Annotated in this window: 13 protein-coding genes; all 13 read right to left on the bottom strand. The window is 61.2% G+C overall.

The window, feature by feature from the left end; all coding sequences use genetic code 11:
• Positions 1–61: 61 nt before the first annotated feature.
• Entirely contained in the window at positions 62–1,012 is a 951-nt protein-coding gene (locus AC1RS8_RS19630) for a S66 peptidase family protein (protein WP_489339281.1), read from the bottom strand.
• Between the two features lie 173 nt (positions 1,013–1,185).
• Complete coding sequence (lipA, locus tag AC1RS8_RS19625; protein ID WP_162130289.1) at positions 1,186–2,184, bottom strand: lipoyl synthase; 999 nt, start codon at positions 2,182–2,184, stop codon at positions 1,186–1,188.
• A gap of 25 nt (positions 2,185–2,209) precedes the next feature.
• Entirely contained in the window at positions 2,210–2,857 is a 648-nt protein-coding gene (gene lipB / locus AC1RS8_RS19620) for a lipoyl(octanoyl) transferase LipB (protein ID WP_046041686.1), read from the bottom strand.
• Positions 2,857–3,132, bottom strand: coding sequence for a DUF493 domain-containing protein (locus AC1RS8_RS19615; RefSeq protein ID WP_008052383.1), 276 nt, complete (start codon positions 3,130–3,132; stop codon positions 2,857–2,859). The genes lipB and AC1RS8_RS19615 overlap by 1 nt, the downstream gene beginning before the upstream one ends.
• Before the next feature lie 87 nt (positions 3,133–3,219).
• Positions 3,220–4,377: a D-alanyl-D-alanine carboxypeptidase family protein gene (locus AC1RS8_RS19610; protein WP_057713160.1), complete on the bottom strand. Its 1,158-nt coding sequence runs from the start codon at positions 4,375–4,377 to the stop codon at positions 3,220–3,222.
• 184 nt (positions 4,378–4,561) lie between these two features.
• Positions 4,562–5,572, bottom strand: coding sequence for a septal ring lytic transglycosylase RlpA family protein (locus AC1RS8_RS19605; RefSeq protein ID WP_057713159.1), 1,011 nt, complete (start codon positions 5,570–5,572; stop codon positions 4,562–4,564).
• The gene (mltB, locus tag AC1RS8_RS19600; RefSeq protein ID WP_057713158.1) at positions 5,572–6,582 is read right to left on the bottom strand and encodes a lytic murein transglycosylase B; all 1,011 of its coding nucleotides are present in this window, start codon (positions 6,580–6,582) and stop codon (positions 5,572–5,574) included. Before mltB ends, AC1RS8_RS19605 begins: the two co-directional genes overlap by 1 nt.
• Before the next feature lie 17 nt (positions 6,583–6,599).
• The gene (gene rodA, locus AC1RS8_RS19595; RefSeq protein WP_057716556.1) at positions 6,600–7,703 is read right to left on the bottom strand and encodes a rod shape-determining protein RodA; all 1,104 of its coding nucleotides are present in this window, start codon (positions 7,701–7,703) and stop codon (positions 6,600–6,602) included.
• Between the two features lie 31 nt (positions 7,704–7,734).
• Positions 7,735–9,630 carry a penicillin-binding protein 2 gene (mrdA, locus tag AC1RS8_RS19590; protein WP_057713157.1) on the bottom strand — a complete coding sequence of 632 codons (1,896 nt, stop codon included), beginning with the start codon at positions 9,628–9,630 and terminating at the stop codon, positions 7,735–7,737.
• A gap of 10 nt (positions 9,631–9,640) precedes the next feature.
• Positions 9,641–10,108: a 23S rRNA (pseudouridine(1915)-N(3))-methyltransferase RlmH gene (rlmH, locus tag AC1RS8_RS19585; protein WP_008052376.1), complete on the bottom strand. Its 468-nt coding sequence runs from the start codon at positions 10,106–10,108 to the stop codon at positions 9,641–9,643.
• A gap of 9 nt (positions 10,109–10,117) precedes the next feature.
• Positions 10,118–10,612, bottom strand: coding sequence for a ribosome silencing factor (gene rsfS, locus AC1RS8_RS19580; RefSeq protein ID WP_007975896.1), 495 nt, complete (start codon positions 10,610–10,612; stop codon positions 10,118–10,120).
• Between the two features lie 73 nt (positions 10,613–10,685).
• A complete protein-coding gene (gene nadD, locus AC1RS8_RS19575; protein WP_007975898.1) occupies positions 10,686–11,375 on the bottom strand; it encodes a nicotinate-nucleotide adenylyltransferase in 690 nt (229 codons plus the stop codon).
• A 1-nt stretch (position 11,376) separates the two neighbouring features.
• Positions 11,377–12,648, bottom strand: coding sequence for a glutamate-5-semialdehyde dehydrogenase (locus AC1RS8_RS19570; RefSeq protein ID WP_102670774.1), 1,272 nt, complete (start codon positions 12,646–12,648; stop codon positions 11,377–11,379).
• Positions 12,649–12,670: the final 22 nt, after the last annotated feature.

The raw sequence follows: 12,670 nt of genomic DNA, 5'->3' as shown, positions 1-12,670 counted from the left end.
GCGACGCGGACACTGTGGGAGCGGGCTTGCCCGCGAAGACTGACTGACAGGCGATAAAAATCTAGCGCCTGGCCACCACATCCTGCTCCAGCATCAATTCCTTGTTTCCCGCATCCAGCCTGATCAGCGCCCCCATGGGTAACGTCAGGTTCGGGTCGCAATGGCCGCTGCGCCACCCGGACAGCACCGGAATCTTCAATGGCTCGAAGATCTGCTTGAGCAACCTGTCCAGCGCCACCACCTCAACCCCCGCCACATCCCCGACCAACACGCCGCGCAGCTTGTGCAACGTGCCTGCCAGCCGCAGATGGGTGAGCAACCGGTCGATGCGATACAGCGGCTCGTTGATATCCTCGATCAACAGAATGACGCCCTCGGCGTCAATCTCGTAGGGCGTGCCCATGGTCGCGGCGATCATGGCCAGATTGCCACCGAGCAAGCGCCCGTGAGCCACGCCTGGCTCGATCGTGGTCAGCGGGTAGGCCACCGGATGCGCCAGCACTGTTCCCGCCCTCACCTTCCCTCGCAGCATGTTGAAGAACGAAGACTCGGTAGGTATTTGCTTCTCACCCAGCAGGTCGGCATTGAGCAACGGACCATGAAAGGTCACGAAGCCGGCATAACGACTGATCGCCAAATGCAGCGCAGTGATATCGCTGTAGCCGACGAACGGCTTGGCGTTGTCACGCAGCAAATCAAAATCGATGCGGTCGAGCAGCCGGGGCGTGCCATAACCACCGCGCAGGCAGATGATCGCATCCACCTCGCTGTCGGCGAACGCTGCATGCAGATCGTCGAGTCGCACCTCGTCACTGCCGGCCAGGTAGCCGTTTTTTTCGTAGACCCCGGGAAACACTTTCAGTGAATAACCCCGGGCACGCATCCATTGCACCGCCTTGTCGGTGTCCAGCGGCGCGGGACCGGCGGGTGCGATAACGCCGATCATGCCTTCCGACGGCAGTGCCGGGACGGGAGCATGAGGGCAAAGGGTGAGGGTCGGTCGAGCGGTCATCCGTGAATCTCCCTGCGTGAAAACATCAGCACACAGTAGTCAGGAACGGGGACAAACAGAAGAGGAACCGTTGCCCCGCAGGTTGCAGGAAAAGGCAGCCGTTATCGTAGGCCAGGCAAAAAAACGCCCGCAAGGCTTTGAAACCTTGCGGGCGTTTTATGTTTCACAGTCGATCAGGACGACATCAGCTCGGCCTTGACCAGCTTCGCCTGCTCGTCGGCGTGGTACGAGGAGCGAACCAATGGACCGGAAGCGACGTTCTTGAAGCCCATCTTGTAACCTTCCTCGGCGAACCAGGCGAAGGTGTCCGGGTGCACGAAACGCTGTACCGGCAAGTGGCTGCGGGACGGTTGCAGATACTGGCCGAGGGTCAGCATGTCGATGTCGTGCTCGCGCATGCGCTTCATGACTTCGATGACTTCTTCGTCGGTCTCGCCCAGACCCAGCATCAGGCCGGACTTGGTCGGAATGTGCGGCATCATCTGCTTGAAGCGTTGCAGCAGGGTCAGCGACCACTGATAGTCCGAACCTGGGCGGGCAGCCTTGTACAGACGTGGCACGGTTTCCAGGTTGTGGTTGAACACATCCGGCGGCTCGGCGGCGGTGATTTCCAGCGCGATGTCCATGCGGCCACGGTAGTCCGGGACCAGGGTTTCGAGCTGCACGTTCGGCGACAGCTTGCGGATTTCGCGGATGCAGTCGGCAAAGTGCTGGGCACCGCCGTCACGCAGGTCGTCGCGGTCTACCGAAGTGATCACCACGTACTTCAGGCGCAGGTCGGCGATGGCAATGGCCAGGCTTTCCGGCTCGTTGACGTCCAGCGGCTTCGGACGGCCGTGGCCGACGTCGCAGAACGGGCAACGACGGGTGCAGATGTCACCCATGATCATGAAGGTCGCGGTGCCGCCGGAGAAGCACTCGCCCAGGTTCGGGCAGGACGCCTCTTCGCACACGCTGTGCAGCTTGTGTTTGCGCAGCAGGGCCTTGATGCGGTCGACTTCCGGCGAAACCGGGATGCGGACGCGAATCCAGTCCGGCTTCTTCGGCAGTTCGGTGGTCGGAATGATCTTCACCGGGATGCGTGCAACCTTTTCGGCGCCGCGCAGCTTGACGCCGGCTTCAACCTTGGGACGCGGGGCCGGGCGCTCGGTGACATCAAGCGTCGGGATCATGGTTTGCACTGCATCAGTAGTCATATCAGTCGATTCCGCCCGTCAGGGTCGTCTGCTCAGCATAGTCGAGGTGTTTGACGAGCTGCGCGCGCAGCCGGGCACTTACCTCGGCAAATTCAATCGATCCTGCGTGATCGCTCAGCTGGGTCATCGCCAGCCCGGCGTAGCCGCAGGGATTAATCCGTCGAAACGGTTCCAGGTTCATGTCCACGTTCAAGGCCAGGCCATGAAAGGAACAACCGTGGCGGATCCGTAGACCCAGGGAGGCGATTTTCGCCCCGTCGACGTAGACACCCGGCGCATCGGGCTTGGCCACGGCGGTGACACCGTAACTGGCCAGCAGCTCGATCAGGCATTGCTCCATCCGGCTGACCAGATCGCGCACGCCAAACCCGAGCTTGCGCACGTCCAGCAGCAGATAAGCCACCAGTTGGCCGGGGCCGTGGTAGGTCACCTGACCACCACGGTCGACCTGCACCACCGGAATATCACCGGGAAGCAGCAGATGCTCGGCCTTGCCGGCCTGGCCCTGGGTGAACACCGCAGGGTGTTCGACCAGCCAGATCTCGTCGGCGGCATCGTTGCCGCGTTCGTTGGTGAAGCGTTGCATGGCATGCCAGACCGGCTCGTAAGCCATCTGGCCGAGTTCGCGAAAGCCCAGCACACCGGACATCACAGCACCATGTGCACGAAACCGGTTGCCCGCAGTTCGCTGTTGATGTTGTACAGCTGGTCCTGGTCGGTCGCGACGATGTGCAACTGAATGGTGGTGTATTTGCCGTTGCTGCTCTGGCGCTCATCAACACGCTCATCGTTGATCGTTGCATATTTGCGGACGATGTCGATGATTCTGTCCTTGTTGCCCACGCCGGTGTCGCTGATCACCTTAACCGGGTAATCATTGGCAGGGAACTCGATCTTTGGCGCCTTTACTTCGGTATCGGTCATGGCGTAACGGCCTCGTAAGCGTAAGCCGTGGCGACGGGCATGGCTGCGCGCCAGATCAGCGCGGAGCCATGCAGGTGCACACTAAATTCAGTTGAACAAGCCGTAGAAGAATAGACGGATGCTATCCCACATGCGGCGGAAGATACCACCTTCCTCGACAGCGTCCAGAGCGATCAGATCGGCGCTGTGCACCACCTTGTCGTCCAGTTTCACTTCGACTTTACCGATCACGTCGCCCTTGGCGATTGGCGCGATCAGTTGCGGGTTCATGGTCATGCTGGCAGCGAGCTTTTTCAGCTGGCCTTTTGGCAGGGTCATGGTCAGGTCTTGCGCCAGGCCAGCCTTGATCTGGTTGGTGGAGCCTTTCCAGACTGGAGCCTGAGCCAGCTCGGTGCCCTTCTGATAGAAGGTCTGGGTTTCGAAGAAACGGAAACCGTAGGTCAGCAGCTTCTGGGTTTCGGCGGCACGGGCCACTTCGCTGTTGGTGCCGAAGACCACGGCGATCAGACGCATGCCATCACGTACGGCCGAAGACACCATGCAATAGCCGGCTTCGTCGGTGTGACCGGTTTTCAGGCCGTCGACGGTCTTGTCGCGCCACAGCAGCAGGTTGCGGTTCGGTTGCTTGATGCCGTTCCAGAAGAACTCTTTCTGCGAGTAGATCGCGTAGTGAGCCGGGTCTTCGTGGATGATCGCGCGAGCCAGTACGGCCATGTCGTGAGCCGACGAGTAGTGCTCAGGGTTCGGCAGACCGGTCGGGTTCATGAAGTGGCTGTTGGTCATGCCCAGGTCGCCAACGGTTTTGTTCATCATGTCGGCGAACGCGTCTTCGCTACCGGCGATGTGCTCGGAGAGCGCAACGCTGGCGTCGTTGCCCGACTGGATGATGATGCCGTGCAACAGGTCGCTGACAGTCACCTGCGAGCCGACCTTGATGAACATCCGCGAACCGCCGGTACGCCAGGCGTTTTCGCTGACGGTCACCGGATCGTTTTCGCCGATCTGGCCACGACGGATTTCCAGAGTCGCGATGTACGCGGTCATCAGCTTGGTCAGGCTGGCCGGCGGCAGACGCTGGTCACCGTTGTTCTCGACCAGCACGTTGCCGCTGCTGGCATCCATGAGCACATAGGCCTTGGCGGCCAGTTGTGGTGGCGAAGGCATCATCTCGACCGCGAACGCGGCGGGTGAGAGAAGCAGCGGGACTAGCAGGAACAGGCGTTTGGCAAAGGTGGTGATGTTCATCCGTCTCTCGAAATCGCTAATGGAAACTTGCCCAAGGGCAAAACTAATCAAATGACTTTCTAACGAGTCATCGCGTGTTCAGTTGCTCACTCAGTCACCCTTGCCGGGCTTTTGTTCTTCAACGAGTCAACAACCTGGTTCGCCCCCCAATACCGCAGACGAACCGTCAATCAAGCTCTACGTATTACTCCGTGACCACACTCGGCGAACCGAGATTGGCCAGGCGCACGCTGTTCTGTACTTGCTGGATTTCACCCGGCGAACCGATCGGGCCCATGCGAACCCGATGCAGGGTCTGCTGATTGCGCACGATCGAGCTGATGAACACCGGAGCGCTCACCATCCCGCTGAGCTTCGATCTCAGGAGTTCTGCAGCGTCCGGGTTGGCGAACGCGCCCACCTGCAGATACTGGCCAGAGGCTGCTACAGAAGCGTTTTTTTTTGCATCGAGCTGCACGGGCACCACCGCGGCGGCGTGTTGCTGCGGCGGCGGCGTCCATTGCTCGACGGTGCCGGCCGAAGCCGTGATCACCGGGGCGCTATTCTGCGCGACTTTCGGTTCGTTGAGCATTAATGGTGCCGGACGGCCCTTGGCGGCCCACCATTGCTGCGGATCGATGCCTTCGACCTTGACCCGCGCGGTGCCGGTTTCGGCGTAACCGAGTTTCTTGGCGGCCGCGTAGGACAAGTCGATGATCCGGTCCGAATAGAACGGCCCGCGGTCGTTGACGCGCAGGATCACCGACTTGTTGTTGTCCAGGTTGGTCACCCGAACGTAACTTGGCAGTGGCAGAGTCTTGTGGGCAGCGCTCATGCCGTACAGGTCATACACTTCGCCGTTGGCGGTGTTCTGGCCGTGAAACTTGGTGCCGTACCAGGACGCCGTGCCCGACTGCACGTAGGTCTTTGACTCCTGCAGCGGAAAGTAGGTTTTGCCCAGTACCGAGTAAGGAGCGGCCTTGTACGGGCCGGTGTGCAGGGTCGGCGTGGCGTCCGGGATACGCGAAACATCGACATCCCACCATGGCGCGCCATCCTTGTGGGCGCGGTTGATGTCCAGCCCCGGCGTCGTGCGCACAGCGGTGCTGCTGGTCTTCTGGGCCGGCGCACGGCTGGTCGAACAACTGGCGACCAGCATTGCCAACGCGGCGAATGCCATCAGCTTCAGGGGTTTATTGATAGGCAATGCCCGCATTACTTGACGCCCCGTGCTTGGACCAGCTGTTCAGACAGTTGATGTACGGCCATGGCGTACATCACGCTGCGGTTATATCGCGTGATCGCGTAAAAATTCTTCAGGCCCATCCAGTACTCGGAGCCATTGTCGCCTTCCAGGCGGAACGCAGTAACCGGCATATCATCGCGCAGCGCATCATGACTTGACCACCCCAGGGCTCGCAACTCCCCGACGGTTTTCGTCGGTTCGATACCGGTGGTCAAACCTTCGTCGACCTGATCGCCACGGACATCGCCGCGGCTGACTACCGGTTCGCCGGCGACCCAGCCATGGCGCTTGAAGTAACTGGCGACACTGCCAATGGCATCATCCGGATTGGTCCAGATGTTGATATGGCCATCACCGTCGAAATCCACTGCATAAGCGCGGAAACTGCTCGGCATGAACTGCGGCAATCCCATTGCGCCAGCGTAGGAGCCTTTGAGCGTCAACGGATCGACCTGCTCTTCGCGGGCCAGCAGCAGGAACTCACGCAACTCCTTGCGGAAAAACTCGGCACGGGGAGGATAGTCGAAACCCAGGGTCGACAAGGCATCGATCACCCGGAAATTTCCGGTATTACGGCCGAAAAAGGTTTCAACACCGATGATCGAGACAATCACCTGGGCCGGCACGCCATATTCCTGCTCGGCACGAGCCAACACCGCTTCGTGCTGACGCCAGAAATCCACACCCCGGGCTATGCGCGCATCGGTGATGAACATCGGGCGATACTCGCTCCACTGCTTGACCCGTTCGGCAGGTTTGGAGATGGCGTCCAGAATCGACTGCTTGCGCTCGGCTTCGCGGAACACACCCATCAATTGTTCACCGGCGAAACCGTAGTCGCGGGTCATTTCACCGACGAATTCGGCCACCTGGGGTGAGCCTTCGTAGTCGCCGGCCAACGCGTCCGGCATGGTGCCAAGGATGCTTACCAGGCTGACCCATGGCGCGTATCGAGTCGCCCAGCCACGCATTACTTGCATTGAAAATTTCACCTTATTCAAACCTGCGCGATCCACTTGCGATGGGTATGGATCGACATCAAAACCCCAAACGCTGACAGTAGCGTCACCAGCGAAGTTCCTCCGTAGCTAATGAACGGCAACGGCACCCCCACCACCGGCAACAGGCCACTGACCATACCGATGTTGACGAAAACATAAACAAAAAACGTCATGGTCAGGCTGCCCGCGAGCAACTTGCCGAACAATGTCTGCGCCTGGGCGGTAATCACCAGGCCGCGGCCGATCAACAGCAGGTAGATCAGCAACAGCGCGCAGATCCCCACCAGGCCGAACTCTTCACCCAATACGGCAATGATGAAGTCGGTATGGCTTTCCGGCAGGAAGTCCAGGTGCGACTGGGTGCCCAGCAACCACCCCTTGCCGAACACCCCGCCGGAGCCGATGGCGGCCTTGGACTGGATGATGTTCCAGCCGGTGCCTAGCGGGTCACTTTCCGGGTCGAGGAACGTGAGGACGCGCTGCTTCTGGTAATCGTGCATAACGAAATACCACATGGCCACGGACACCGGCACGGCGGCAGCGAGCACGCTGAGGATCCAGCGCCAGCGCAGGCCACCCATGAACAGCACGAAGGCGCCCCCCGCCAGAATCAGTAATGAAGTGCCGAGGTCGGGCTGACGCACGATCAGGATGAATGGCAAGCCGATCAGGAACAGGCTCACCCCCACATGCTTGAGTTGCGGCGGCAAGGTGCGCTTGGACAGGTACCAGGCGATGGTCGCCGGCATCAGGATCTTCATGAACTCCGAAGGCTGGAAGCGGATCACCCCGGGAATGTTGATCCAGCGGGTAGCACCCATGGCGTTGTGACCCATGACGTCGACGACTACCAGCAACAGCACGCCGATCACATAACCGACCGGGACCCAGCGGGCCATGAAGCGTGGCTCGAACTGGGCGATGACGATCATCGACACCAGGCCGATGCCGAAAGAGGTGGCTTGTTTGGCCAGCAGATCCCAGCTTTTGCCACTGGCCGAATAGAGTACGAACAGGCTGCCGGCCGCCAGGGTCAGCAGCAGGATCAGCAACGGGCCGTCGATGTGCAGGCGTTGCAGCAGCGTCGCACGGCGACGCATCACATCCTCACTGGAGAGCATGCGATCGAAGTTATTCATCACGGGCGGTAGCCTCTGCACTGATAGGGCTGGCGTATTCGGGCTTCAACCGACCGTCCTGGTCCAGGAGCCAGGCATCCATGATTTGGCGCACCACCGGCGCGGCGACGCCGGAGCCGGACTCGCCGTTCTCAACCATCACCGACACCACGATTTTCGGGTCGTCGGCCGGCGCGAAACCGACGAACAGGGCGTGGTCGCGATGGCGCTCCTGAACCTTGGAACGGTCATACTTCTCACCCTGTTTGATCGCGACCACCTGGGCCGTACCCGACTTGCCGGCGATCCGGTATTGCGCGCCGATCGAGGCTTTGCGCGCCGTACCGCGGGCACCATGCATAACCTGCTGCATGCCGTGGTTGACCCTGGTCCAGTCCGAGGGGTCGCGCAGGATGATGTCCGGCATCGGATTCTCATCCACCGGCTTCACGCCCTCGATGGTCTTGGCCAGGTGCGGACGGTTCCAGACGCCTTTGTTGGCGACCAGAGCGGTGGCCTGGGCCAGTTGCAACGGGGTCGACTGCATATAGCCCTGGCCGATCCCCAGAATCAGCGTTTCACCCGGGAACCACGCCTGCCGGCGGGTCGCACGTTTCCATTCGCGGGACGGCATCAGCCCCGGCGACTCTTCGAACATGTCCAGGGAGACTTTCTGGCCGATGCCGAACTTGGTCATGTATGCCGACAGCCGATCGATCCCCAGCTTGTGGGCCAGGTCATAGAAGTAGGTGTCGTTGGAACGCATGATCGCCGTATCGAGATCGACGAAACCGTCACCGGTGCGATTCCAGTTACGGTATTTGTGATCGTAGTTGGGCAGCATGTAGTAACCCGGGTCGAACACTCGCGACGACGCCGTCACCACGCCCGCGTCCAGACCGGCAATCGCCACCGCGGGCTTGATGGTCGAACCCGGCGGGTACAGGCCACGCAGCACGCGGTTGAACAGCGGCCGGTCGATGGAGTCGCGCAGCTCGGAATAGGCCTTGAAGCTGATGCCGGTGACGAACAGGTTCGGGTCGAAACTCGGTTGGCTGACCATCGCCAGCACTTCTCCGGTTTTCGGGTCCAGCGCTACCACCGCGCCACGACGACCACCGAGCGCAGCTTCGGCGGCTTCCTGCAATTTGATGTCCAGACTCAGGACGATGTCCTTGCCGGGAATCGGATCGGTACGCTTGAGCACGCGCAGTACGCGGCCCCGGGCGTTGGTCTCGACTTCCTCGTAACCCACCTGGCCGTGCAATTCAGGCTCGTAGAAACGCTCGATGCCGGTTTTGCCGATATGGTGGGTGCCGCTGTAATTGACCGGGTCCAGCGACTTGAGCTCTTTCTCGTTGATCCGCCCCATGTAGCCCACCGAGTGAGCAAAGTGCGCCCCCTGGGGATAGTGACGAACCAACTGCGCGACCACTTCCACGCCCGGCAGGCGGAACTGGTTAACGGCGATCCGGGCGATCTGCTCTTCGCTCAGCTCAAACAGGATCGGCACCGGCTCGAACGGCCGGCGCCCCTGACGCATGCGCTTCTCGAAGATCACCCGGTCCTCGGGCGTCAGTTCCAGCACTTCGACGATCACGTCGAGCACCTGCTGCCAGTCGCCGGAACGCTCGCGGGTCATGCTCAGGCTGAAACTCGGCCGGTTATCGGCAATCACCACGCCGTTGCGGTCGAAAATCAGCCCGCGAGTCGGCGGAATCGGCTGCACGTGGACGCGGTTGTTTTCCGACAGGGTCGAGTGGTACTCGTACTGGATCACCTGCAGGAAATACAGACGCGCGATCAACACCGCAATCAGCGCCACCACTGCAATGGCCCCGAACACGACGCGACCACGCACCAGACGGGCGTCTTTTTCGTGGTCCTTGATGCGGATCGGCTGGGACATGAGGGCAGAACTACTTGTGGTAAGGGTGACCGGACAACACGGTCCAGGCACGGTACATCTGTTCGCCGATCAGGATCCGCACCAGCGGGTGCGGCAAGGTCAGCGGCGACAACGACCAGCGCTGGTCGGCCCGGGCACAGACTTCCGGCGCCAGCCCTTCGGGGCCACCGACCATGAAGTTGACAGTGCGCGAGTCCAGCCGCCAGCGATCGAGCTCGACCGCCAGTTGCTCGGTACTCCAGGGCTTGCCATGGACTTCGAGAGTGACAATCCGCTCGTTCGGCCCGACCTTGGCCAACATGGCTTCGCCTTCCTGACGGATGAAACGGGCCACGTCGGCGTTCTTGCCACGGGTATTGAGCGGAATTTCCACCAGTTCCAGCGCCAGCTCGGACGGAAGACGCTTGGCATATTCATGCCAGCCTTCTTCCACCCACTTGGGCATGCGTGAACCGACGGCGATCAGTCGCAGTCGCACAGCGGTCCCTTATTCCTGGTCTTTGTTGAGCTTGTTGAAGTGCTCGTGACCAACTTCAGGGCTGTGGTGCTTGCCATCGGCCGCACGGCTCTGCTCGGCACCCTTCCACAGGCGCTCCAGGTCGTAGAACTGACGGGCGTTGGAGGTCATCATGTGAACGATCACGTCGTCCATGTCCAACAGCACCCAGTCGCTGTCGCCCTTGCCTTCTTCACCCAGCGGCTTGATACCCAGGGCTTTGACGGCCTCGCGAACCTTGTCCAGCATCGCGCCGATCTGGCGGTTGGAGGTACCGGTGGCGATGATCATGTAGTCAGTGATGCTCTGCTTGTCGCGAACATCAATCACCAGCACGTCCTGGGCCTTGACGTCTTCAAGGGCGGCTACGGCGATCTTGACCAGCTCGTCGCCTTTAGGCGGCTCGGCGGCGAGGACCTTTTCCGGCAGCGGGGCACTCTTGAATGTGCCTTTGCGTTTTACTTTGCTTTCGTTGTTGCTCGTCATATAAAACTCGTTTTGCTCGTTTGTTCGGGCGCTTCAATACACGTTGTTGCCACGTGCCTTGAGGCACTCCCATTCAGTTCGACGCACGGTAGAGTCCGTGCGCATCGATGTAGGCCAGGACCGCGTCGGGCACCAGGAAACGTACCGACTTACCGCTGGCCAGCAGTTGACGGATCTGGGTGGCGGATACCGCGAGCGGTGTCTGCCAGACGAATGCAATCTGTCCGCTCGGCCCTTTGAGGGCCAGCGGGTCGCTCACCGAGCGCGCTGCCAGCAGGTTGCGCAAGGCATCCGGCGGTTCGCTGTCGGCATCCGGGCGTTGCAACACCAGGATATGGCAATGCTGGAGCAACTCTTCCCAGCGGTGCCAAGTGGGCAGGCCGCAAAAAGCGTCCCAGCCCAAAAGCAGAAAAACCTGGTCGGATACGGCCAGTTCGGCGCGCATCAGTTCCAGGGTATCAATGGTGTAGGACGGTTTGTCCCGCTGCAATTCGCGGGCGTCCACCACCAACGGCGCCACACCGGCCACCGCGCACTCGACCATCGCCAGACGGTCTTTTGCCGACACCTGCGGCTTGTCCCGATGGGGCGGCCTGGCACTGGGTGTCAGGCGCAACTCATCGAGCGCAAGTGTTTCGGCGACTTCCAGCGCACCGCGCAAATGGCCGATGTGCACCGGGTCGAACGTTCCGCCCAGCACACCAATGCGGCGAGGGGCTGGCTCGCTGACGGTGACCGGGGCTGACGGGTCGAAGTCGCCCAAGTCAGACCGGCTCCTGTCCGCGCAACTGCCCGTCGCCGACCACGATGTACTTCTCGCAGGTCAGTCCCTCGAGGCCCACCGGGCCGCGGGCGTGCAGCTTATCAGTAGAAATGCCGATCTCGGCACCCAATCCGTATTCGAAGCCATCGGCGAAGCATGTCGGGGTATTGATCATCACCGACGAGGAGTCGACTTCAGCCACGAAACGCCGGGTGTCGCCCTGGTGTTCGCTGACAATCGAATCGGTGTGATGGGAACCGTAATGATTGATGTGCTCGATGGCCTGTCCCAGTCCGTCGACCACGCGGATCGACAAAATCGCCGCCAGGTACTCGGTGCTCCAGTCTTCTTCGGTAGCGGCCACGGCATCGATGATTGCCCGGGTACGCTCGCAGCCGCGCAGTTCGACGCCTTTTTCGCGGAACTGTGCCGCCATCGCCGGCAGGAACTCCCTGGCGACGGTTTGATCGACCAGCAGCGTTTCCATGGCACCGCAGATGCCATAACGGTAAGTCTTGGCATTGAACGCGATGCGCTGGGCCTTGGCCAGATCGGCGTGTTCACTCACGTAAACGTGGCAGATGCCGTCCAGGTGTTTGATCACCGGGACACGGGCATCACGGCTGACGCGCTCGATCAGGCCACGACCGCCGCGCGGCACGATGACATCAACGTATTCAGGCATGGTGATCAGCGCGCCGACGGCAGCGCGATCGGTGGTTTCGACCACTTGCACCACTGCGGCCGGCAGATCGGCCTCGGCCAGGCCACGCTGAATGCAGGCGGCGATGGCGCGATTGGAATGAATGGCCTCGGAACCGCCACGCAAGATGGTCGCGTTACCGGACTTCAGGCACAGACTGGCCGCATCGATGGTCACGTTCGGTCGCGACTCGTAGATGATTCCGATCACGCCCAGTGGCACGCGCATCTTGCCGACCTGAATACCGGACGGACGGAAGCTCATGTCACGGATAGCGCCGACCGGGTCCGGCAGGGCTGCCACCTGACGCAGGCCGACGATCATGCCGTCGATACGCGCCGGGGTCAGTGCCAGGCGCTCAAGCAGGGCCGGCTCAAGACCATTGGCGCGACCGGCAGCCAAATCCTGTTCATTGGCCGCCGTCAGCTCGGCGCGGGCAGCGTCCAGCGCGTTGGCGGCGGCCTGCAGGGCGCGGTTTTTCTGCGCGGTACTGGCACGGCCGATCACGCGGGAAGCTTCGCGGGCAGCGCGACCCAGGCGGGTCATGTAGTCAAGAACGGACTCAGTCATGGTCTGGCGTGGTCTTTGATTA

The sequence above is a fragment of the Pseudomonas sp. GW821-FHT12A04 genome, from assembly GCF_058807755.1.
This window is presented reverse-complemented; position numbering and strand designations above follow the sequence as displayed.